Below are 23,729 nucleotides of genomic sequence, written 5' to 3'. Positions count from 1 at the left end.
CATTAGCGCCCGCTTCGGCCTAGTGCTGCCTCCATGAAAACCGCCGATACCATCTATGCACTCGCAACTCCGCCCGGTAAATCCGGCGTGGCGATTATTCGTATTAGCGGGTCGGCAGCGCCGACATGTTTATCATCGTTAGGGTGTGAAGTGCCGAAACCGCGTATGGCAACACGCCTCACACTCAAAGATGGCAACACGATATTAGACGATGCCCTAGGCATCTATTTTAAGGCCCCTCACAGCTTCACGGGCGAAGATGTGATTGAACTGCACACCCATGGCAGCCGTGCGATTATAAAGGCCGTTTTAGAGGCTCTTTCCAAAAACAAGGCGCTGCGTGTTGCCGATGCAGGCGAATTTTCTAAACGCGCTTTCCTGAATGGGAAGTTGGACTTGGCACAAGCCGAAGGTTTGGCAGACCTGATTGATGCAGAAACCACCGCCCAACACACCCAAGCCATGCGCCAATTTGCTGGGCAAAACAGCGCGTTGTTTGAAGAACTTCGCCAATCGGTTCTGCATCCCCTCGCCTTACTGGAAGCCTATATCGATTTCCCCGACGAAGAAATTCCAGAGGCTGTATTGGCAGATGTGAATACGCGCATAGAGGCTCTCAGAGCCAATCTCCGCGCGATGCTCGATGATAATCATATTGGCGAAAAAATCCGCCAAGGGATTGAGGTAGTTATTTTAGGCGCGCCCAATGCAGGTAAATCATCCCTCCTCAATACGCTGGCGCGGCGCGATGTCGCCATAGTATCAGAAGTCGCAGGCACCACACGTGACATGATCGAGGTGCATTTGGACATTAACGGCTACCCCGTGACATTGATTGACACGGCAGGGCTTCGCGAAACGTCCGATTCCATCGAAAAAGAGGGGGTTTTACGCGCCAAAAATCGCGCGAAATCCGCCGAGCTAAAATTGCTGCTGATTGATTCCATTACGAGATCGGAATCACATAATGATTTTGTTCATGATGATGATACAAACACCCTCATTATCTATACCAAAAATGATGTCGGAAAAGCTCCCGAAAATGCCCTATCCATATCCACCAAAACAGGGGAAGGTATTCAGGAGCTGATTGAGGCCGTTAAAAGCAGGGTTCTTCATGAAATGGGTTCGTCCCCTTCCCCGCTCATCACCCGCGCCCGTCATCGTGAAGCGTTACAAAGAGCTCTCGATGCGCTGGGTCGGTTCTCGTCCGACACTCCCTTAGAACTCCAATGCGAAGAATTACGAATCGCCGCTCACGCCCTAGGTAAAATCACTGGAAAAATCGATGTCGAAGATGTATTGGACGTCGTCTTTTCGACCTTTTGTATCGGGAAGTGAATGTAATAGGTGAAGGTGTTTCACGTGAAACAATTTGATGTCATTGTCATTGGCGGTGGCCACGCAGGTACGGAAGCGGCGGCGGCATCGGCACGTCTGGGGGCTCGTACCGCCCTACTCACCCACAAGGCACATACTATTGGTGAAATGTCCTGCAACCCTGCCATTGGTGGTATTGCGAAAGGCACCCTCGTTCGCGAAATCGATGCGCTGGATGGTGTCATGGGGCGCGCCATTGACCGAGGCGGCATCCACTATAAAATGCTCAATGCATCGAAGGGCCCTGCCGTTCGTGGCCCCCGCGCTCAGGCCGATCGTAAGCTCTATCGCGAGGCTGTTCAGGCTATCTTAAAGGAATATGAGAACCTCACCATCATCGAAGATGCGGCAGAGGATCTGATGATCGAAGACAGTGCAATCAAGGGCGTGATTGGCGCTTCTGGCACCAGCTACCCTGCCCCTAAAGTTGTACTTACAACCGGCACCTTCCTTCGTGGCCTTATCCATTGCGGCGAAAAGAAAACCCCTGCCGGTCGCGTGGGCGAAGCCCCTTCTATCGGCCTATCGGATACCCTCCATAGCCTGAACCTGATGATGGGTCGCTTGAAGACCGGAACCCCTGCTCGTCTTGATGGTCGTACCATTGATTGGTCGGTCTGCACTCCGCAACCCGGTGACAATCCACCTGTCCCATTCTCCTACATGACGGACAAAGTCACCGTTCCCCAAATCACCTGTTACATTACCCATACCACATCCAAGACCCACCAAGTCATCCGCGATAATCTCCATCGTTCGCCAATGTATTCAGGGCAAATCGAATCAACGGGCCCGCGTTATTGCCCATCGATTGAAGATAAAGTCGTGCGTTTTGCCGATCGCGAACGCCACCAGATTTTCTTGGAACCCGAAGGTCTGGATGACGACACGGTTTATCCAAACGGCATCTCAACATCGCTTCCGGAAGAGGTTCAACATGACCTCATCAAGTCGATTCCAGGTCTTGAGAATGTCACCATCATTCGCCCTGGCTACGCTATTGAATATGACTATGTCGACCCACGTGAACTGAAACCAACGCTTGAGACCAAGAAGCTGAAGGGTCTATACCTAGCAGGGCAAATCAACGGCACCACAGGCTATGAAGAAGCGGGTGGGCAGGGTATTGTGGCAGGTCTAAATGCCGCATTGGCATCACAAGGCGCCGAGCCTTTCGTGATTGATAGGTCAGAGGCCTACATTGGCGTGATGATTGACGACCTCATTACCCACGGCACCAAAGAGCCATACCGTATGTTCACCTCACGGTCGGAGTATAGACTGTCCCTAAGACCTGACAATGCCGACATACGTTTGACGGGTAGGGGCATTGCCATTGGATGTGTCGGCCGCGCACGCCGCGAAGCATTCGAACTCAAGAAACAGCTACTGGATGATGCCATCACTCAGGCAAAACGATTCAACATCAGCCCCAACGAAGCCAAAGAATATGATTTGGCTTTGAATCAGGATGGCGCGCGTCGTTCGATTCTGGATTTACTGTCTTACCCTAATATTGGTTTTGACGATATTGCACCTATCTGGCCAGAGATTCGTGAATGGCGTTCGGACATTCGTGAGCAGGTGGAAATCGAGGCGCTTTACAAAAGCTATCTGGAACGCCAACAGGCCGATATCGACCTCTTCAAACAAGAGGAAAATCTCAAAATTCCAGATGATTTTGACTATGACTCGGTAGGCTCTCTATCCAACGAATTGCGGGATAAATTGAAAAAAACAAAACCTGCTACGTTCGGCGCTGCCAGCCGCATTCAGGGCATGACACCCGCCGCCATTGGCGCCCTCATGGCCTATATGCGCCGCGGTCGAGCAGCCTAGATGGATGGCCAAAAACAAACCGCCTCTGGCGCAGCCAGTGTTTCACGTGAAACATTGGAGAAGTACGTCCAGCTTCTTTTGAAGTGGAACCAAAAAATCAACCTGATTGGGCCTTCAACAGAGTCCGAAATCTGGGAAAGACACATCAAAGACTCCCTCCAGATCGTACCGCTCATCCCCAAAGACGCAACTTCCATCGTCGATTTAGGGAGCGGGGCAGGTCTACCTGGGTTGGTCATAGCTAGTCAACTTTCCATTCCCATCACCCTCATCGAACGCGACCAGCGTAAATGTGCTTTTTTGGCCGAAGCTATCCGAATTTGTGAATTTTCACATGTAACATTATCGAATTCGGATGCGCGAAATTCACAGGCAAAATATAATGTAATAATGGCTCGTGCCCTATCTTCTATAGATGGATTGCTTACGTTATGCGAAAGCATGATTATGGAAAATTCTATTTGTTTCTTTCCAAAAGGCAAAACATACGCTATTGAGATAGCCGAGGCACAAGGTAACTGGAATTTTGACTACCAAGCGACCCCAAGCCTCACACAATCAGACGCGGTGATTCTCACCATTTCGAAGATCAAAAGAAAATAAGTACCTGTATGACAAGAATAATTTCGGTAGTGAACCAAAAGGGTGGGGTGGGCAAAACCACCACGGCTGTCAATATGGCAACGGCACTCGCCGCCTGCGGTAAGGAAGTCTTGTTGATCGACTTAGACCCGCAAGGCAACGCCTCAACCGGCCTCGGCATTCCGTCAGCACAACGAATTCATACGTCTTATCAAGTGCTTATTGGCGAATCGTCGCTCGAGCAAGCAGCCGTTAAAACCATCATTCCACGCCTTTCCATCGCCCCTGCGACCATTGACTTGAGCGGTGCAGAGATTGAATTGGTGAATATGAGTGCGCGTGAATACCAACTTAAAAATGCGCTTAAAGATATGCCGAATCACTGGGATTACGTGATTATCGATTGCCCGCCAAGCCTTGGGCTTCTCACCATCAACGCGCTCACCGCATCGGCCTCTGTGCTTATTCCACTACAATGCGAATTCTACGCGCTTGAGGGCTTGAGCCACCTACTCAAGACGATTCGATTAATCCAGACCAAATTAAATCCCACACTGAGTGTGCATGGCGTGGTGCTGACCATGTATGACCGCCGTAACAAGCTCACCGAACAGATTGAGCAAGACGTGCGCAGCTTCCTCGGCACCGATGTGTATCGCACGGTAATTCCGCGCAATGTGAGAATGTCTGAAGCCCCAAGTCACGGCAAGCCGGCATTGGTCTATGACCTCAAATGCCCTGGGTCGCAGGCATATCTGAAACTCGCACGCGAAGTTATCCAACGCGAACGTAAATTCGCGGAACAATTAGCAGCATAAAAGGAGTAGGGCATGGCAACAGCAACTGCAAAAAAAGGTCTCGGCAAAGGGCTTTCTGCCTTGATGAGCGAGGAATACTCAACCGCGCAAGCCAACGATAATGCAGTCGCAACATTGCCACTTGATAAGCTCGTTGCGGGCAAATATCAACCCCGCCGCGAATTCGATGTAGAGGCGCTCGCAGAGCTTACCGTTTCGATTGAAAAGAACGGCATCATGCAGCCAATTTTGGTGCGCTCGATTGCTGGTGGTAAATACGAAATCATCGCGGGCGAACGTCGTTTCCGCGCCGCTAAGCATGCAAAGCTCAAAAGCGTTCCCGTATTAATTCGCGACGATGTGAATGATCAACAGGCGCTCGAGCTGGCGCTCGTTGAAAACATTCAACGTCAGGATTTGAACCCACTTGAAGAAGCCACTGGCTATCAACGCCTGATGGATGAATTCAAATACACGCAAGACAAACTCTCCAGCATCGTTGGCAAAAGCCGCTCGCACGTGGCGAACCTGCTGCGACTGCTGAGCCTGCCAGAAGGCGTCAAAAAATACGTGGAAACAGGTGATTTGACCATGGGTCATGCCCGCGCCTTGATTGGCGTTGAAGGGGCAGAAAAAATCGCCCGTGATATCGTCTCAAAACAACTTTCCGTACGTGAGACGGAAAACTTGGTACGTGGCGATGCGCCCGTACAAACCAAAGAATCTCATCGCCCGGCAAGCAACCCTAAATCTGCGTCACCAAGAAGCGCGGACAAAAGCGATGATATTTTGCAGTTGGAACGTATGCTCTCCGACAACCTAGGCTTGGGCGTTAGCATTAACACCCGTAGCGGCAAGGCAGGGGAAGTGACGATTTCCTATAACTCATTGACAGAGCTCGATGAAGTGCTGCGCCGTCTTGGTGGTAGCATTTAAGGCTTTGTCATCATAACGTCATGATAATGCTGTAGATTGCTTAGATGCAACCTACCGAATATCATTTGAAACCCGAGTTAAAAGCGCGCCTAGAAACCGCTCTACAACACGCATCAGACGCGATTCGTTATCAGGAGTGGAATTATCCGCTCGTGAATAAAATGGCGGTTATTAAGGGAAGCAAAACTGTATGTGAAGCCCTTGAAGCCGCGTTGGGTACAGAAAATCCGAATGCCGTGCCAGATTACGCGCGATTTGGCTTATCTGCCCCAACCGACGAAGAGCAGGAACAGGCCTCCGATTTTCTATCGATGATAGAAGTGATAGCTAACGACGGACAGGGCGCACTCGTCATTAAGGGCTTACCCGAAGATAAACGCCTTTCGCTACTGACAATGGCGCTGCCATATTTTTTTGGCACGCTTACCAATACAGCACGTACAGGCGAGCAAACAGATGCGGAAGGCTATCCGCGCTATTTGAAGGCCGACAAAATTGCGGTAAGCGGCAAACGCTTGCGACATCACGCGGCGCAACCCTTGCATATCGATGGCGAATACAAAAAAGGCAACGATGCAACAGGCTTTCTATACAAACCCAATTACATGCTGCGATTCTTGGCATCGCGCGGCAAGGGGGATGCAAATCTATCTACCAATATCTTCACGATTGATGAGTTTGTAGACCATGTAACAACCAGCATCATGGCAGATGAAAGCTGCTCCCGCTTTCTCACAGAACAATGTGGTGAAGCACCAACGCATGACGCTGTGCGTGAGCTCATCATTGACACATTATGCAAGCCCATATGGCCTGCGCCAACAATTGACATCGTCCATGGCGATGTGAAAGGTAGCCGAGCACAGCCCATGTTGCTGAAAGATTCACAGAACCAACTTTTCGTGAACCATTTTGCAAATGTACTAGAAAAACTCGCCGTAAGAGAGAAGGGTACTGTTTGGGATAGGTGGCAAGCATTCGTGGTAAAAGAACATAGCCCCCAAGCGTGTCACTTCTTCGATAGATTAGCCCATGCCATGCAAGAGGCGCGTACCGAGATGAAAACGGTCGATGGACTCGTGCTCGATAATGGCGAGATGCTAGTGTACAATGATCGCAGGGTGATTCACGGAACGGGTAAGCTTGGCGAAGACGTCAAAGGTAAGCACACGCGTACCATTGTTAACGGTTCCGCCCATCGGAATTTTGACCCTTCAGAAACTAGCGGCTCGTTAACGCCACGTTAGGCCGCTTTTTTGCCCGTAGAAGCGAAACTCGCGATTTCCATGAATCCACTAGCCAACCGCATGCGTGATTGCTCTGCATGACGCTTAGAATCCAATTCTAGGCGTTGCAGCACTGCCAGAGCATCTGCAATACGATTGGAACCCCAGCGCAACGCGTGAGGCTTCATGGCGGGAACAATCTTGAAAGCAATCTTGCCATAGAGCTTTTCAATCGCCAGTTCGATACTTAGACCATCGCGCCTCAAGGCAGCGATTTTCTCCAGCGTATCAAAATAGCGCATCACAGCACGCACCAATACCACGCCCATGTGCCCTTCGGCCAACAACCTATCCGTTAGCTTGCATAGGGACACCGTATCACCTGCCGCAATCGCCTTGGCCAAATCTTCGAGTGATTTATCATTATTTTCGCCAATCACCGCCATTGCGTCTTCCAGCGATACATGTTCGGCCTCGTCACCGACATAGAGCGAAAGCTTTTCCAATTCATTGAGCATGATCTGACGATCGCCACCCAATTGCGTTGCCAGATACGACACGACATCCGAGCTGGCGCGTAGACCGAATCCTCGCAATGTGTCGCGCAAAAATTGATCAAGCTGCCCACCCTCATCCTTGTAGATGGCGATACAGGCGATGTCTGGCATCTTCTCGGCCCAGGCGCGCAGCTTCGAGTCACGCCCCAATCCTTCGGTCACTTGCAAAATCAGAAAATTATCGTGCGAACGTAGACCCAACGCATCTTGCACGATTGGTAAAATCGCGTCCGACGCTTCTCGTATCGTCACCACTCGACGCCCGCCCATCAGACTCATCGAGGCCAGCTCATCCGCAAGTCGGGCAGGGTCATCCTTGAGGTGTTCTGGGGCAAATTCGATACGCGATAGCGGGTCTTGGTCTTTCCCTTGCCAACCCTCCGTAAGCTCACGCGTACGTTGGCGGACTTGCCCTGCATCGCTTCCATAAATCAGCGCCGCCGATGATTTTTGTGGGTGCTTGAGATACCCATCCAGCTCGCGTGGAGAGATTTTCATGGCGCTAACTTCGCACTGAGATTGGCCAAGCGTAGTTTGTAATCCTGCGCCATTTCGATAATAGCGCGCTTCTTCGCATCTTCTTTCGAAACATAGGCCGCATAGTCTGCAGTTTGCGAACTATTGTAACTTCCCACACGGCGTAATTTGCCCGTGTGAATCACCGCATTGTCCGACAAGCGGGTGAGGGTGTAGTCACTATCATAACGCATTTCGCCGCGTTCCGATGTACCATCAGGATTGATGAATAATGGGTAGTCCGTCTCAACATAGGTGATGTTAAGAACATAGGCAGGCGCCATCACGCGATAGTCTGGATTGACCGCATCTTCAATTTCTGCACGCAGTAATTCGCCCAAAATGCCACCAGGCGTTTTAATTTCAATCGCCGCGAGAACTGTGCCAGCGCCGCGTGCTTGATAGTCGCGACTATGCATCGGCTCAAAACCACAAGCAGTTAGCGCCAGAAGCGCAATACTCATCAGAACATGTTTCATGCTTAGGCCGCTACAATATTGACGATTTTATTCGGGACGACGATGATCTTTTTTACACCCTTACCGTCGATTGCTGCAACCACTTTCGGCTCAGCAAGCGCCGCTGCTTCCGCCTCTTCTTTGGCGATGTCCACGGCCAGCTCCAGCGTCGCACGCAGCTTGCCATTCACTTGCACGGCAACCGTCACGGTGTCATCTGCCATCAATGCAGCATCGGCAACAGGCCATGTGCGCGTTGCGATTAAATCGGCATTGCCCATCAGCGCCCAGCATTCTTCGGCAAGGTGCGGAATAATGGGTGCGATGAGATGCAGCGCCGCCGTAACAGCCTCGCGATATTCTGCCGCACATGTTTGTGTGTCCAACTTCTCGAGCGCATTGGTCAATTCACGCACACGCGCCACTGCCTTGTTGAAATGGAATTGCTCGATATCACGCGTCACGCCATGAATGGTTTTATGCGTCTGCTTACGAATCGGGTGATCACCCGTTGGTACGCCCGCCTTTGTAATCGCATCCAGATTCTCTGCCACCAAACGATACAATCTACCAAGATAACGCCAAGCACCATCAATACCCGCATCCGTCCATTCCAAATCACGATCGGGTGGTGAATCGGACATCATAAACAAGCGCGCCGTATCCGCACCATAACCGTCGATGATATTGCGCGGGTCTACGGTATTCTTTTTCGATTTGGACATCTTTTCCGAACGTCCTACGGTCGCAGGGCTACCATCTTCGAATAGCCATTCGCCAGCATCATTTTTGTGTGCTTCGGCGGGGTATCTCCATTCGCCCTTAGCGTCTTTGAAGGTCACATGGCCAACCATGCCTTGCGTCATCAGACCCTTGAACGGCTCCTCGACATTCACAATGCCACAATGCTTGAGCGCGCGCGTGAAAAAGCGCGAATAGAGCAGGTGAAGCACCGCATGCTCAATGCCACCAATATATTGTTGCACTGGCATCCAGCGCTCGGCGTCTTTGGTGATGCCCTTATCGCCACCGCCAGAGGCATAACAGAACGGATACCATGATGATTCAAAGAACGTATCGAACGTATCGGTCTCGCGCTCAGCAGGCTTACCGCATTGAGGGCAGTTAACATGTTTCCAAGTGGGGTGATGGGCAATGGGATTTCCCGGCTTACCGAAGGTCACATCTTCTGGCAGCGTCACGGGCAATTGGTCTTCAGGCACAGGCACTGCACCACAATCTTTGCAATGAATAATCGGGATCGGGCAACCCCAATAACGCTGGCGGCTGACACCCCAATCGCGCAAACGATAGTTGGTCTTGCGTTTGCCAACGCCTTTCTTCTCAAGCTCGGCAATTGCTTCTTCTTTGGCATCGGCAACGCTCATGCCATCAAACAACGGCGAGTTGATCAGCACGCCGTCTTCTGTGTAAGGGAACGTCACTTCACCGCCATCTTTTGGCGCGACCACTTGCTTGATGTCGAGGTTATATTTCTTGGCAAATTCATAGTCACGCTCATCATGCGCAGGACAACCAAACACAGCACCCGTGCCATAACCCATGAGTACGAAGTTAGCGATATATAACGGATGCTCGCTTCCCGTGAAGGGGTTCACCACTTTGAGCCCCGTATCGAAACCCTTTTTCTCTGCCTTTTCGATAGCCTCTTCCGACGTGCCAAGCTGGCTGCATTCTTTGATGAACGCTTCCGCTTCGGGATTATGCCCAATCATGCTCTGCGCCAATGGGTGCTCTGGCGCAATCGCTACAAAGCTCATGCCATAAAACGTGTCGGGGCGCGTCGTGTAGATTTCAATATCACTTTCAATCACATCCTTGCCTGGCTTCTTGCACAGCACCTTAAGCGTCACCAGCGCGCCAGAGGATTTACCAATCCACTTTTCTTGCATGATGCGCACTTTGTCTGGCCATGCGCCGAGTGTCTCTAGACCTTGCAGCAAATCTTCCGCAAAGTGGGTGATTTTCAAGAACCATTGCGACAAGGTGCGGCGCTCAACGATAGCGCCTGAGCGCCAACCACGCCCATCAATCACCTGCTCATTGGCAAGCACCGTATTATCGACAGGGTCCCAGTTCACCACCGCTTCTTTGCGGTAAGCAAGACCGTGCTTCAGAAATTGAAGGAAGAATTTTTGCTCGTGCTTGTAATATTCAGGCAAACAGGTCGTCACTTCACGCGACCAGTCATAGCTCAAACCAATGGATTTAAGCTGCTCACGCATCGTCGCGATGTTCAAGAGTGTCCACGCCTTCGGGTGCGTGTTGCGTTGAATCGCTGCATTCTCTGCGGGCAATCCAAACGCGTCCCACCCCATGGGGTAAAGCACGTTATAGCCCTGCGCGCGACGGAAGCGCGCCACAACGTCACCCAGTGTGTAATTGCGCACGTGCCCCATATGGATATTGCCCGAAGGGTAGGGGAACATCTCAAGCACGAAGTAATCAGGCTTGCCGTTGGGTGCGGGCGTATTAAAAACGCCTTGCTTGCGCCACGCGTCTTGCCATTTAGCCTCGCTAACGCGGGCGTTATAACGCTCTGAGGGAGAGGCCATTAGTAACCTAGTTGTGCAACACGAAGTTGGCGCGCGCGCGTCAGAATGGCATCTTCAAGCTTGCGATTCGTCGCATCATCGACGGTTTGATCCAGCCATTGTTTCGTTTTCTCGTCCTGCTTCTGCTTGAACATACGCACTTTCACGCTATCCGCACGCAATTGACGATCGAGAATAAGCGCATTGACCTTGAAGCGCTCGCCGCGTGCTTTGGGGTCTTCATACCAATCGGTGAGCACCACGCCGCCAAATGGGTCAGCCGAGGCAAGCGGCATGAATGCCAAGGTATCCAGCGTTGCGCGCCATAGGAAGCTGTTTACCCCAAGCGGATTATTGCCTTCGTCGCCCTTTTTTTCGCTGCCACTTAGCAAAATACCGTCTTCCCCTGTAAGTTTGCCCACGCGTTCTTTGCGAACATCGTCTGGGTTTTTGGGGAATTCACTAGTGTCGCCTTCAAGGCCACAACCCGCAACTAACAATGAAAAAAGAGCAGTAAAGAAGAGAGATTTACGCAACGTCATAATTCGCCTCGCATGTGAGGCGCACACCATAGCGAGGGCGCAGAAGTTTGCAAGAGCTAGCCACAAAAGAAAAAGGGGTAGCATTTCTGCTACCCCTCCATCTTAGACTTTAAGCCTTCAGCTTAGAACGCAACTTGCGTACCGAGCAGGAAGGTCGTGCCGTCGTTGTCGAAACCACCAGCACCGCCTTGATCGAACTCGTAGAACGATACTTCAGCGTATGGGGTCAGACCCGGAGCAAGTTTGTAGTCTGCACCAACTACGAAGTTGGTGAAGTCGTTGTCGGTGGTAGCACCCGTCTCACGAGTTGAGTTCAGGTAAGTAGCCGACAGACCGAATGGACCGGTTTCGTAACCAGCACCGAGCGTCCAGAAATCTGAATCGTCGTTGTTGGTGTTAACTGCGCGACCTGAGTCACCCCAGCTACCGTACGAAGCAGCAGCCGACCAACCTTGGTAGCCCAAGAGAGCGCCAATGCTGTAGGTGCGGATGTCTTCGTTAGCAGCGGTGTCATGGTCACCGTTTTCGTAGGTACCAGCAGCACCCAACTTCAGACCGTTTTCGAACTGATGATCGAAACCGAGAGCGATTTCGAAGATCTCGCCGAACTGGCCAGCAGCGTTGTCAACACGAGCAACGGTTTGACCACGATCTTCCATATCAGGGGTGTAGCTTGCGCCAACCTGGAAGCCCGAGAATTTTGGTGAGTAGTAGCTAACTTTGGTTGAGTTGTAGAAGTTCTCATCACCCAGAGCGGTGGTCACGCCATGATCAGCGAAACCTTTAGCTTTGGTAATGAAACCGCCTGAAGCAGCCAAGGTAGCACCTGGGACAGCAATCGTGCCATCCACGTTGGTGAAGTTGGTCCAGTCACCGTCGATACCACCGGTAGCAACAGCAACGTCACCAGCGGTGATGCCCATAGCAGCAGTTGCGCCACGGTTACCGCCCATTTCGAAACGACCCCAGTTACCTTCGAGGTAGGTGAAGGTACGAGTAGCGTTGCCACCCGAGTTGTTGTTGTTGTCGGTGATGTCGGTCTCGAGATCGATTACCGCACCGTAACCAAGACCACCATCGGTCTTGCCATCAACGCGAACGCTGATCTCGTTATCATTGCGGAAACCATGACCACGGTTGTTGTCATCGCGGTCGTCGCTGGTTTGACCAGCTTGGAAATCAGCGAAACCACCGAGGGTTACTTTGGGCGTCTCAGCGTGAGCAGCTGCAGAAAGCAGTGCCGCGCCGATCAGACCCGTCGTACCAAGAAGAATCTTTTTCATACGAATCGTCCTTTTTTTAGTTAAACAAGCAAGAGACGTCTTACACTATGTAAGTGTCTCCTGTGAACACAAGGTGCACGTGGCAAAAGCCCTATGCTCCACGAGGCCTTTATTACGGGAAAGGGGGTGACACACGCAACCCTTGCCAAGCCTTTTTTGGTGTCTAGGGGGTATTTAACACCCCCCTGTTGCACATTTACCACAAAGTCACACCCCAACCGAACCTTGCGCTCCGCAAAAAGCTATGCTATTGAAAAAACTATGAAAACTAACATTAGCACCCCCCATGACAGCCTTGCCACCCGCTTGGCAGGCTTGCAACAATGCCTAAAGGGTGGCGGCAGACCCCTAGTATCTGCAAAAAATGCCTCCCAACCCCTTCCATCTCCCGCCAGAATCATAGCGGTAAGCAAAACTCACCCCCCCGAACGCATTGAGGAAGCCCTTCGCTTAGGTGTCACGGACTTTGGGGAAAACAAAGTGCAAGAAGCGCAAGGCAAGTTTCCCTCGCTTAAAGCTAACCACCCTGAATTGCGCTTGCACCTGATTGGCCCCCTACAATCTAATAAGGCCAAAGAGGCAGTAGCACTGTTCGATGTCATCCACACCATCGACAGACCCAAAATTGCCGATGCCGTTTGCGCCGAACTAAAAAAACAAAACAGAGTCGTTAGCTGCCTCGTCCAAATCAATATTGGTGAGGAACCGCAAAAAGCAGGCGTATTGCCGCAGGACTTAGCCGCGCTACTTGAACATTGCCATACAATTGGCCTGCCCATTCACGGACTCATGTGTATTCCGCCTGAGGGTGAGAACCCAGCGCCCTACTTTGCGCTAATGTACCAATTGAAACGAACGCACCAACTAGCTGAGCTTAGCATGGGCATGAGTGGGGATTATGAAACCGCGCTTCGTTTTGGGGCTACGATGATACGTGTAGGCACTGCATTATTCGGCGCCCGCAATCACTCCTAAGAACCGACACTGCAAACTAAAGCGCTGCTTCCATTGCATTGCTAATCGCTACCCAGACGCCATCCAGTGAATCACCCAATAGTTGGAAGGCAACAATCGCCGCCACAGATATCAATGATGCAATAAGTGCATATTCAATCGCTGTTGCGCCTGAGCGGTTCTGGAACATAGGCGAATTATACCACAAACGGGGGCAGCTAGAAAGTCGCATTCATGGATGATTGCTGTAAATAGGCCCGCATATCAGCCTGCTGGTAGGCGCGCGAAGCCCGTTCAGGGGGTGTTGAAGCTCCATAAAGTGCCAGCACTTGTGCACGCTGTGTATCAAGCGCACTGATTTTTGACGTCATTTCATTCATGAAAGCATGAGGCTTAACATCGTGAATACTAGGCTCTGTATGCTGGATGGGCTCAGCCTTTGCTACTTGCACGGGCACATCTTTATCGTCATCACCAAATACGGCGGCGACCATAGTGCTGCCAATATCCTTGCCGGTTTCTTGCTCAAAAATCACATCCGCCAAGCTGCTGACAAAACCAAATACGCCACCCAATGCCGCACCGCCCGCCAGTTTCATTTCAGGCTTGATGGTATCGCCAGTCACTTCGCGGTAAATCGTATTAACAACAGGGATATGCTGTAGCGGATTAATCAGGTCGAGAAAGTCCCAAAACCCATATTCCGTCTCTTCCGTATCTTTGCTTTTGCTCGCAGCCTTATAGTCAGCCTCTGGCGCTGCCATTGCGCTCAGCTTGGTAGGGATTTGTCTGATTTCTTCAATGGCCATGGGCACTGCGTTGCAAGCCCCGTGCCAAAGCCTGCCTTATAAAGCAGCTACGAGGGCCTTTGCCGCTTCCATACGCTTAGCAGCCTTTGCCTTGTCGGAGTCGGTGCTCGCGCTATTCACGTCACGTTCGGCGCGATCCAGAACCTCTTTCGCTTCCTCTAGGGTAATGCTTTCAAGGTCATGAATATCATCCGAAATCACAGTGCAGCCCTCAGGCGATACCTCTGCATAGCCAGACGTTGCGAATAAACGCTTCTGGCGTTTCTCTGGCAGATAGATCGAAATCACCCCAGGACGCAGCATCGAGAAGAACGGCGCATGGTTAGGCAACACACCAAAATCCCCTTCAAGGCCTGGGATATCGACCATCTCCACATGCGTATCAAGCACGCTTTGCGCGGGAGAAACAATATGCAGATGGAAGACGTTGCTCATGATAGTCCCTATGCAGCAGCAGCGAGTTCTTTGGCTTTCTCAACAGCTTCTTCAATCGTACCAACGAGATAGAAAGCTGCTTCTGGCAGATGGTCGTATTCACCATCAATAATTGCCTTGAAGCCTTTAATGGTATCCGCAAGCGACACGTATGCACCTGGCTTACCCGTGAACACTTCCGCTACGTGGAACGGCTGTGACAGGAAGCGCTGGATTTTACGAGCGCGCGCTACGGTGAGTTTATCTTCTTCCGACAACTCGTCCATACCCAGAATCGCGATGATGTCTTGCAATGACTTGTAGGTCTGCAGAACTTTCTGAACATCACGCGCTACTTTGTAGTGTGCGTCACCAACAATCGCTGCTGAAAGCATGCGGCTGGTTGAATCGAGCGGATCCACGGCTGGATAAATACCAAGCTCTGCAATCTGACGCGAGAGTACGGTGGTTGCATCCAAGTGTGCGAATGACGTTGCAGGCGCAGGGTCGGTCAAGTCATCTGCTGGTACATAAATCGCTTGTACCGAGGTAATCGAACCCTTGTTGGTCGAGGTAATGCGCTCTTGCATGTTACCCATCTCGGTTGCCAGCGTTGGCTGGTAACCCACTGCCGAAGGAATACGGCCGAGCAACGCGGATACTTCCGAACCCGCTTGGGTAAAGCGGAATACGTTATCGACGAAGAACAACATGTCGCGGCCTTCTTGGTCACGGAAATATTCCGCCACCGTCAGACCTGTGAGCGCAACGCGTGCACGCGCACCTGGAGGTTCGTTCATCTGACCGTAAATCAGGGCACATTTTGATTTCTTTGGATCGTCGAGGTTGATAACGCCCGACTCCACCATCTCATGGTAAAGGTCGTTACCTTCGCGGGTACGCTCACCCACACCGGCAAATACCGAGAAGCCGCCACGTGCTTTCGCAATGTTATTGATAAGTTCCATGATGAGTACGGTTTTACCCACGCCCGCACCACCGAACAGACCAATTTTACCACCCTTAGCGTAAGGCGCGAGCAGGTCAATGACCTTAATACCCGTCTCAAGAATTTCGTCTTTGGTCGACTGCTCAGTAAAGTTTGGCGCTTCAGCGTGAATCGGCGCTACGTGTTTTGCGCTTACGGGGCCACGCTCGTCGATTGGCTCACCGATTACGTTGAGGATACGACCAAGTGTTTCTTCACCCACTGGAACGGTGATTGGCGCACCCGTATCACGCACTGCTTGACCACGCGTCACACCATCGGTGGAGTCCATGGCAATCGCGCGCACGGTGTTTTCACCAAGATGCTGCGCAACTTCAAGCACGAGACGCTTACCGTCTACTTCCATCTCCAGCGCATTCAAAATCGCTGGCAAGTGGCCTTGCTCAAATTTCACGTCGATAACGGGGCCGATGACTTGTGCCACCGCACCTGCCTGCGCATCTGCTTTCATTTTAATTACTGCTGCCATAACTTCTCCTAATTATCTTGTCTCAATAGTGATTTCGTTTTTCTTTATCATCTTCGTCAGCATCAATTGAGTTGCCGACATCATGCCGAGAAACGTAGCTAGTGCACCGTGCGAACTGCCACCTTCTTTCTTGAATACAAACATATCCAATATAACGAACAAAGCTACGATCAGGATTTCCAGAACAATCACCGTACCAACCCAGCGCCAACGATAGATGTTAAGCTTCTCGTGCGATACATTTGGACTGATGGTGAATTTCTTACGTGGCTTGAATACGCGCATGAACAAAAAGTATGAAGCAATGCTCAGGAAAATAATTTCGATAACGATGGGTAGCAAAAATGGTAGATTATTTACCGCTTCCCTCAATTCTCCTGTTTTCATAAAAGCGAGCGTTGCTGTTACGCCTGCGATAGCGACAATAATACTAAATACGCTAAACAGCAAAGCAACGCGCCACGAAACGCTGTTAAGTGCCCGGTATTCCTCGCGAGTCGGCTTGTATGTCTCGTTCATCACACGGCCTCCGCACCCGAGATAATCTCGATGAGCTCTTTGGTGATATTCGCCTGACGTGTACGGTTATACTTCAGGGTAATTTTCTTGATCATCTCGCCTGCGTTTTTGGTGGCGTTTTCCATCGCGTTCATGCGTGCACCCTGCTCAGATGCTGCGTTCTCAAGCAACGCTTTGAAAATCTGCATCGCAAAGTTACGCGGCAATAAATCGGCGAGAATCGCTTCTTCTTCTGGCTCGTAATCATACGAAGCATCCGATGATTGTGAGGACGTTTCAATCGCCAGAGGAATCAATTGCTGGTGCGTTACGATTTGCGAAATGACTGATTTGAAGTGGTTATAGTAAATGCTCACCACATCGATTTTTTCGCGCTCAAAAATCTCAAGCACATCTTCAGCGATTGCTTCCGCAACAGTGTAAGCAACCGTCTTTTTCGCAATGTCGGTTTTCACGCCAACAATCAATTTACCAAAATCATTTTGCAGCAAATCGCGTGATTTCTTGCCGACGCAATAAAGCTTCACGTTTTTGCCTTGTGCTTGCAATTCCTTCACCTGCTTGCGCGTCGCGCGGGTGATGGAACTGTTGAACGCACCACACAAACCTCTGTCTGCGGTTGCCACAATGATCAGGTGATTTTTGTCGCTGCCCGTACCCTTAAGCAGTAACGGCCCGTTACTTTGATGCTGATAGGACGCCGCCAAACGCGATACCATGCGATCCATCGCCATCGCGTAAGGACGCGCTGCTTCAGCCGCTTCACGCGCACGGCGCAGCTTGCTCGCCGCCACCATCTTCATGGCTTTGGTGATCTTCTGCGTCGACTTCACGCTTTTGATTCGGTTTTTAAGGTCCTTGAGTGACGGCATAGTGTATTACGCAATGCGTCCTTTCACTTGGCCAATCACTTCTTTCAACTTCGCTTCTGATGCATCCGACAGCTTTTCTTCTTTGCGGATAGTCTCAAGCAGCGACTTCTCACCACGCAGCGTGCGCAGCAACTCTGCTTCGAAAGCGCCCACTTTGTTGGTAGCCACATCATCGAGGTAACCTTTCACGCCTGCGTAAATTACGCATACTTGCTCTTCCATCTGCAGTGGCGCGTATTGCGCTTGCTTCAAAAGTTCAGTGAGGCGCTGGCCACGACCCAGCAGCTTTTGAGTTGCCGCATCAAGGTCGGAACCGAATTGCGCGAATGCTTCCATCTCACGGAACTGTGCAAGCTCCAGCTTAATCGAACCAGCAACTTGTTTCATTGCCTTCACCTGAGCCGCAGAACCTACGCGTGATACCGAAAGACCAACGTTCACCGCAGGGCGAACGCCTTTATAGAACAATTCGGTCTCAAGGAAAATCTGACCATCGGTAATCGAAATCACGTTGGTTGGGATATAGGCCGATACGTCACCCGCTTGGGTCTCGATCACGGGCAATGCCGTCAATGAACCTGCGCCTTTATCGTCCGACATTTTTGCCGCGCGCTCAAGCAAGCGTGAGTGCACGTAGAATACGTCACCAGGATACGCCTCACGTCCTGGTGGACGGCGCAGCAAGAGCGACATTTGGCGGTATGCAACCGCTTGTTTCGACAAGTCATCATACACGATCACGGCGTGTTTGGCGTTGTCGCGGAAATATTCACCCATCGCACAACCAGCATAAGGAGCGAGATACTGAAGCGGCGCAGGATCCGAAGCGGTCGCAGCAACCACGATGGTGTATTTCAGCGCACCGGTTTCTTCGAGTTTCTTCACAACTTGCGCAACGGTCGAACGCTTCTGACCAACCGCAACATAGACGCAATAGAGTTTTTTCTTATCATCGCCCGACTCGAACGCCGCTTTCTGGTTCAAGATGGTGTCGATAGCGATAGCGGTCTTACCGGTTTGGCGGTCACCAATGATAAGCTCGCGCTGGCCACGACCAATTGGAATCAGCGCATCGATCGATTTAATACCGGTCTGCACAGGCTCATGTACCGATTTGCGGTATACGATACCAGGCGCTTTAAGTTCTACGCGGCTACGCTTTTTCGCGTTGATTGGGCCCTTACCATCGATAGGGTTACCGAGCGCGTCCACCACGCGGCCGAGCATCTCTTCGCCCACTGGCACGTCCACGATGGTGCCCGTACGTTTTACAGAGTCGCCTTCTTTCACGGCCTTGTCGTTACCGAAAATTACCACGCCGACAGAATCGGTTGAAAGGTTCAGCGCCATACCTTTAAGGCCACCATCGAACTCGACCATCTCACCAGCCTGAACGTTCTCAAGGCCGTAAACGGTGGCAATACCATCACCGACGGAAACAACTTGGCCTACTTCAGCCAGCTCTGCGGCAGTCGATGCGCCCGAGATATGCTTTTTCAAAATGTCCGAAATTTCTGCTGCACGAATATCCATACCAGTCTCCTTTATTTCTTAAGCGGCCAACAATTGCTGGCGCATACGTTTTAACGCGGTTTCCACCGTTCCATCTAGTAAGTGCGAACCTACGCGAACCTTAAGACCGCCGATCACGGCTGCGTCTTCGGTGAGGGTGAGATTCACTTTTTTACCGGTAGCTGCTGTAAGCGCTGCAGCGACTTCTTTTTGCTCCATCGCCGACAATGCGCGGGCGCTGGTAACATGTGCGTCGAGCTCACCTTTGTGCGCGGTCAGTTTCTTCGCGAGAAGCTGTGCAATTTCTGGAAGCAGCTCTGCGCGGCCTTGCTCAGCAATCACGCGAACCGAGTCCGCAGCGATTTTGTCAGCCTTGGCGAGCAGTTCTACCAAAATACCTGATTTAAGCGCACGGCCCAGTAGGGGATTAGCCAAGGCGGCTTTTGCCGCATCATGCGCACTAATTGCCTGAGCCAGCGCAACAATCGCGCCGACAACCTCTTGTTCTTTTTTCGCAGCAAGCGACAGCGCGAAGATGGCTTCGGCGTAACGCGAGGCGATAGTCAGACGTTCAGTGTGTGATGTACTCATAAATGCGCGCGCAACCTAGCAAGGAAAGTCACAAAGACAAGTGTTTTTTCACATGAAATAATACGGGTTCACATCCACCTTCAGCCGCACGCGCTTGAATACGACCGAATCTAGCCATAATTGCAAGGTTTTCTGGAGGTTTACAGGCTTATCAGCCTTGACCAACAAGCGGTAACGATATTGCCCCTTAAGTCGCGAGAGTGGGGCAGGGGCAGGGCCCAGCACCTTGATGCGTACATCCGCAGGGGCGGTTCGGGCAAGCTGAATGCCCGCACGCTGCACCTCGGCCTCTACTGTACCATCGAGCAATATGGCAGCGAGTTGCCCATAAGGCGGCCAATGGCCGCGCTCACGTATTTCCATTTCAGCACGCATGAATCCGTCCCTATCCCCCGCCGCCAGCGCCTTCATGACAGGGTGCTTGGATTCATAGGTCTGCAAATAGACATGGCCCGCCGTATCTCCCCGACCGGCACGCCCCGAAAGCTGATGCAGCAATTGATAGGTGCGTTCGCTGGCGCGCAAATCACCGCCATTTAGCCCCAAGTCCGCATCCACCACACCCACCAATGTGAGGTTAGGGAAGTGGTGACCCTTCGCCACCATTTGCGTACCAATGATGATGTTGGCTTCGCCCGAAATCACTTTATCAATGACCCCTGCATCCACCACTTCGTCACTACTCAAGGTGAGTGGTGTTATTTCTGGAAACAGCGCGGCGACTTCCTGCGCGATACGCTCAACACCAGGGCCGCAGGCAGCAAGTTTGCCTTCCACCTTGCAACTTGGGCACTCGGTTGGTTCTTTTTCTTTATGTCCGCAATGATGGCAATGTAGCTGGTGTTTGCTTTGGTGCAGCACAAGCCATGACGAACAATCCGAACACTCAAAACGATATCCGCAGGCACGACAGAGCATGAGCGGCGCATAGCCACGTCGATTCAAAAACAGCAACACTTGCTCGCCACGCGCTAACGTGCTCTTCATTTCTTGGATAAACACCGGCGACAAAAAATTCCCGCGCTCGGGGGGATGTTTTGTCATATCCAATAGATGAATGCTCGGCAGTCCTGCCGCACCGTGCCGCTCGATAAGCTGCACGGCCTTATAGCGACCAGCCTTAATATTCTGCACGGTTTCAAGTGATGGTGTGGCCGAGACAAGCGTAACGGGAATATCCTCGAACTTGGCGCGCACCACTGCCATATCGCGCGCATGATACAGCACGCCGTCTTCTTGCTTGTAGGAAAGATCATGCTCTTCATCGACGATGATATGCGCAAGGTCTTTGAAGGGTAAAAAGAGCGCCGAGCGCGCCCCGACAATCACCTTCGCTTCGCCCGCTGCGACAGCATGCCATGCACGTTTGCGGTCGGCAGGTGATTGGCTGGAGTGCCATACCACTGGCGGCGCACCGAAGGTTTTTTCAAAGCGCTGCATCCATTGATGGGTGAGGGAGATTTCCGGCACCAAAATCAGAATCTGTTTTCCGGCTTTGATGGCATCATCAATAATATGGAAATAGACTTCCGTTTTACCTGAACCCGTCACACCATCCAGCACCGTGGGTATGCTGCCATTTACTTTAATCGCTTCATAGGCGTTTTGTTGCTCAATCGATAATGTCGGTAAGTTAGAATGATACGTGGGCGGCACATAAGTCTTACGCGGCAATTTAGTGGCGTGCGCAAGGCCACTTAATGCCAACACCGCCCCGCGCGGCGCTAAAGTATATTCAGCCACCCAGTCAATGAATTTCAAAAACGCCGCACCCAGCGCTGGCACATCCGGCGATTGTAGCACCGATTTCATTTTAGCTTCGGGTACATCGTCGCTTCCAGCACCCAAAACCACGCCCATGACCTTACGCCCCGCAAGCGGCACTTCCACAATACTGCCCAAATGAATGCCGCTATCGGCACGATAGTCGAGCGATTTATCGAGCGAAGTTGCGAGTAAGACATTGACGCGTGGCATGGTGTGGGCTACCGAAGTTTCATTATTCACGGGGGAATTGCCATGAAGTTCTTTGTTGATACCGCAGATGTTGCCGAAATTAAAGACCTCGCTGCAACAGGTTTGCTCGATGGCGTTACCACTAACCCCAGCCTCATCAAAAAATCGGGGCGCGACTTCAAGGAAGTCATCAAAGAAATCTGCGCCATCACCAGCGGCCCCGTAAGCGCTGAGGTCGTCGCGCTTGATTATGAAGGCATGGTGAAGCAAGGCGAAGACCTCGCCAAAATCGCCAAGAACGTCACGATTAAAGTACCACTCACCATTGATGGTCTGAAAGCGTGCAAGTATTTCACGTCCAAAGGCACCATGGTGAATGTCACCTTGTGCTTCTCGGCATCACAGGCGCTGCTTGCTGCGAAAGCGGGCGCGACATTCATCTCACCATTCGTTGGTCGCCTCGACGATATCAGCATGAACGGCATGGATCTGATTGCCGACATCATGACCATCTACAAAGCCTACCCACATTTCAAAACTGAAGTATTGGTCGCTTCCGTGCGCCACCCCATGCATATCGTGGAAGCCGCCAAACTGGGTGCGCATGTGGCAACCGCACCTGCGGGCGTACTTAAGGCACTTGCTAACCACCCATTGACCGATAAAGGTCTCGACCAGTTCATGAAAGACTGGGCAGCAACAGGCCAAAAACTATGAGATTTCTGCAACCATTCTTTAGTGCGGATGCAACATTAGTATTGCTTATTGCGCTCATGGTGACTGCGAGTTTTCATTTCTTCAAAGCAAGGTTGCGCCCGAAAAAAGAGAAGGGCTTGCTGGAGTGGTACATTTCCTTCTGCGAAGCATTCGACAATCTGGTGCACTTCATCAGCATTCTTACCGTCATTGCTTTCGGCTATAGCTTCGGATGGATGGAAATGGTGAAGCTACTCATCCTATGCTTGGTTCTGCCAATCATTGGAAATCTGATTGCAATGATTATCGGCGTAAGGCGCTGGGAAGTTCTTGCAGGCATCATCGCAATGCCTTTGGCACTTTATTGTGCTTGGCGTGTCTTTCCGCATCTTAATTGGTTTGGCTTTCTCTAAAAAGCCACACCGTTCTAAAATCCTTCGCAAAAGCACAAAAACCGCCGTTTGGCAGTGAATGTTGCACGTTTCCTTGCTAGATTGAGCACATGGAAACTATGACAAAAAGCAACGACATTCCCGCAGAAGACACCAAAAAGCTGGTTGAGGACTATCTGCGTTCTCACCCCACCTTCTTGATGGACAACCCCGAAATGCTGGAGGTGTTATTACCCCCCGCCCAGAACCACGGGCGTGGCGTGGTCGACTTCCAATTCTTCGCCATCGATAATCTGCGTCGTGGCATGGGGAAAATGAAAGACAAATTCAATCACCTCGTCACTAGCGCGCGCGACAATATGTCAACGCAGCAGCAGGTACAGCGCGCGGTATTATCCATAATCCGCGCCAAGAATCTTGAGCAACTACTCGAAGTGCTCACCACCGATTTGCTGACGCTCTTTGATGTAGATGTCGTGCGTCTCGCCATCGAATCGAACGCGGCTGGCTTGTATGACACCTATTATTCAGAGCATAACTACTCTGGCATTTGCTTCGTGCCCATCAATACTGCACAAGCCGCATTGATGAACGAGAAGGTTCGGCTGATTGCCGACACACATAACGAGCCCCCGATTGGCTTCGAGATGATTTTCGCCGATTGCTCGAATCTGGTACGCTCATGCGCCCTACTGCGACTCGACCTCGAACGCGTGGGCAAGCCCGCCATTCTTTCCTTCGGGGTTCGCGATTCAGGCCACTTCAATCCAAGCCAGGGCAGTGAGCTACTCGGCTTCCTCGCCGCAGTCATGGCTGTGTCGCTAGATCGTTGCCTGAACGACGCGGAATTACCTGTGTAGTAAAA

General features: G+C 51.5%; 24 protein-coding genes. 10 read left to right on the top strand and 14 right to left on the bottom strand.

Going from position 1 to position 23,729, the window contains the following annotated elements:
- Window positions 1-33 precede the first annotated feature (33 nt).
- The 6 genes from mnmE to J0M34_07410 are packed head-to-tail and all read left to right on the top strand — an operon-like array spanning window position 34 to window position 6,781.
- Complete coding sequence (gene mnmE / locus J0M34_07435; protein ID MBN8544079.1) at window positions 34-1,341, top strand: tRNA uridine-5-carboxymethylaminomethyl(34) synthesis GTPase MnmE; 1,308 nt, start codon at window positions 34-36, stop codon at window positions 1,339-1,341.
- Between the two features lie 24 nt (window positions 1,342-1,365).
- Window positions 1,366-3,219, top strand: coding sequence for a tRNA uridine-5-carboxymethylaminomethyl(34) synthesis enzyme MnmG (gene mnmG, locus J0M34_07430; protein MBN8544078.1), 1,854 nt, complete (start codon window positions 1,366-1,368; stop codon window positions 3,217-3,219).
- Window positions 3,220-3,822: a 16S rRNA (guanine(527)-N(7))-methyltransferase RsmG gene (gene rsmG, locus J0M34_07425; GenBank protein MBN8544077.1), complete on the top strand. Its 603-nt coding sequence runs from the start codon at window positions 3,220-3,222 to the stop codon at window positions 3,820-3,822. It abuts the gene before it with no gap.
- Window positions 3,823-3,830: 8 nt separating this feature from the next.
- Entirely contained in the window at window positions 3,831-4,619 is a 789-nt protein-coding gene (locus J0M34_07420; protein MBN8544076.1) for a ParA family protein, read from the top strand.
- 12 nt (window positions 4,620-4,631) lie between these two features.
- A complete protein-coding gene (locus J0M34_07415) occupies window positions 4,632-5,534 on the top strand; it encodes a ParB/RepB/Spo0J family partition protein (GenBank protein ID MBN8544075.1) in 903 nt (300 codons plus the stop codon).
- 44 nt (window positions 5,535-5,578) lie between these two features.
- Entirely contained in the window at window positions 5,579-6,781 is a 1,203-nt protein-coding gene (locus tag J0M34_07410; protein MBN8544074.1) for a hypothetical protein, read from the top strand.
- On the opposite strand, the gene J0M34_07405 is transcribed toward J0M34_07410, so the two are convergent.
- From J0M34_07405 to J0M34_07385, 5 genes are all read right to left on the bottom strand, one after another.
- Complete coding sequence (locus J0M34_07405) at window positions 6,778-7,815, bottom strand: DNA polymerase III subunit delta (GenBank protein ID MBN8544073.1); 1,038 nt, start codon at window positions 7,813-7,815, stop codon at window positions 6,778-6,780. The two genes, J0M34_07410 and J0M34_07405, sit on opposite strands and share 4 nt — an antisense overlap.
- The gene (locus tag J0M34_07400; protein MBN8544072.1) at window positions 7,812-8,312 is read right to left on the bottom strand and encodes a hypothetical protein; all 501 of its coding nucleotides are present in this window, start codon (window positions 8,310-8,312) and stop codon (window positions 7,812-7,814) included. Before J0M34_07400 ends, J0M34_07405 begins: the two co-directional genes overlap by 4 nt.
- Window positions 8,313-8,314: 2 nt before the next feature.
- Window positions 8,315-10,867, bottom strand: a complete 2,553-nt coding sequence (locus J0M34_07395) for a leucine--tRNA ligase (protein MBN8544071.1) — start codon at window positions 10,865-10,867, stop codon at window positions 8,315-8,317.
- Window positions 10,867-11,388, bottom strand: coding sequence for a DUF3576 domain-containing protein (locus J0M34_07390; GenBank protein MBN8544070.1), 522 nt, complete (start codon window positions 11,386-11,388; stop codon window positions 10,867-10,869). Before J0M34_07390 ends, J0M34_07395 begins: the two co-directional genes overlap by 1 nt.
- Window positions 11,389-11,510: 122 nt before the next feature.
- On the bottom strand, window positions 11,511-12,671 hold the full coding sequence (locus J0M34_07385) for a porin (protein MBN8544069.1): 1,161 nt from the start codon (window positions 12,669-12,671) through the stop codon (window positions 11,511-11,513).
- 261 nt (window positions 12,672-12,932) lie between these two features.
- On the opposite strand from J0M34_07385, the gene J0M34_07380 reads away from it, so the two are divergent.
- Window positions 12,933-13,646 carry a YggS family pyridoxal phosphate-dependent enzyme gene (locus tag J0M34_07380; protein MBN8544068.1) on the top strand — a complete coding sequence of 238 codons (714 nt, stop codon included), beginning with the start codon at window positions 12,933-12,935 and terminating at the stop codon, window positions 13,644-13,646.
- 16 nt (window positions 13,647-13,662) lie between these two features.
- Here the strand turns inward: J0M34_07380 and J0M34_07375 are convergent, their stop codons facing one another.
- From J0M34_07375 to priA, 9 genes are read right to left on the bottom strand one after another with little or no spacing between them, the layout of a single operon-like run.
- The gene (locus J0M34_07375) at window positions 13,663-13,815 is read right to left on the bottom strand and encodes a Flp family type IVb pilin (protein MBN8544067.1); all 153 of its coding nucleotides are present in this window, start codon (window positions 13,813-13,815) and stop codon (window positions 13,663-13,665) included.
- A 28-nt stretch (window positions 13,816-13,843) separates the two neighbouring features.
- A complete protein-coding gene (locus J0M34_07370) occupies window positions 13,844-14,434 on the bottom strand; it encodes a hypothetical protein (protein ID MBN8544066.1) in 591 nt (196 codons plus the stop codon).
- Window positions 14,435-14,470: 36 nt separating this feature from the next.
- Window positions 14,471-14,869, bottom strand: coding sequence for an ATP synthase F1 subunit epsilon (gene atpC, locus J0M34_07365; protein MBN8544065.1), 399 nt, complete (start codon window positions 14,867-14,869; stop codon window positions 14,471-14,473).
- An 8-nt stretch (window positions 14,870-14,877) separates the two neighbouring features.
- A complete protein-coding gene (atpD, locus tag J0M34_07360; protein MBN8544064.1) occupies window positions 14,878-16,308 on the bottom strand; it encodes a F0F1 ATP synthase subunit beta in 1,431 nt (476 codons plus the stop codon).
- Between the two features lie 30 nt (window positions 16,309-16,338).
- Complete coding sequence (locus J0M34_07355) at window positions 16,339-16,848, bottom strand: hypothetical protein (GenBank protein MBN8544063.1); 510 nt, start codon at window positions 16,846-16,848, stop codon at window positions 16,339-16,341.
- Window positions 16,845-17,717 carry a F0F1 ATP synthase subunit gamma gene (locus J0M34_07350; GenBank protein ID MBN8544062.1) on the bottom strand — a complete coding sequence of 291 codons (873 nt, stop codon included), beginning with the start codon at window positions 17,715-17,717 and terminating at the stop codon, window positions 16,845-16,847. Before J0M34_07350 ends, J0M34_07355 begins: the two co-directional genes overlap by 4 nt.
- Window positions 17,718-17,723: 6 nt before the next feature.
- Window positions 17,724-19,250 carry a F0F1 ATP synthase subunit alpha gene (locus J0M34_07345; protein MBN8544061.1) on the bottom strand — a complete coding sequence of 509 codons (1,527 nt, stop codon included), beginning with the start codon at window positions 19,248-19,250 and terminating at the stop codon, window positions 17,724-17,726.
- Window positions 19,251-19,268: 18 nt separating this feature from the next.
- Window positions 19,269-19,820, bottom strand: a complete 552-nt coding sequence (atpH, locus tag J0M34_07340; protein ID MBN8544060.1) for an ATP synthase F1 subunit delta — start codon at window positions 19,818-19,820, stop codon at window positions 19,269-19,271.
- A gap of 48 nt (window positions 19,821-19,868) precedes the next feature.
- Entirely contained in the window at window positions 19,869-21,797 is a 1,929-nt protein-coding gene (priA, locus tag J0M34_07335; protein MBN8544059.1) for a primosomal protein N', read from the bottom strand.
- 42 nt (window positions 21,798-21,839) lie between these two features.
- Between priA and fsa the strand changes: the two genes are divergently transcribed.
- The 3 genes from fsa (at window position 21,840) to J0M34_07320 (ending at window position 23,724) form a co-directional block, all read left to right on the top strand.
- The gene (gene fsa, locus J0M34_07330; GenBank protein ID MBN8544058.1) at window positions 21,840-22,493 is read left to right on the top strand and encodes a fructose-6-phosphate aldolase; all 654 of its coding nucleotides are present in this window, start codon (window positions 21,840-21,842) and stop codon (window positions 22,491-22,493) included.
- Window positions 22,490-22,885, top strand: coding sequence for a hypothetical protein (locus J0M34_07325; protein ID MBN8544057.1), 396 nt, complete (start codon window positions 22,490-22,492; stop codon window positions 22,883-22,885). The genes fsa and J0M34_07325 overlap by 4 nt, the downstream gene beginning before the upstream one ends.
- A gap of 89 nt (window positions 22,886-22,974) precedes the next feature.
- A complete protein-coding gene (locus tag J0M34_07320) occupies window positions 22,975-23,724 on the top strand; it encodes a DUF484 family protein (protein MBN8544056.1) in 750 nt (249 codons plus the stop codon).
- Window positions 23,725-23,729: the final 5 nt, after the last annotated feature.

The organism is Alphaproteobacteria bacterium, from assembly GCA_017302575.1.
Classification (GTDB): domain Bacteria; phylum Pseudomonadota; class Alphaproteobacteria; order Rickettsiales; family UBA3002; genus JAFLDD01.
This window is presented reverse-complemented; position numbering and strand designations above follow the sequence as displayed.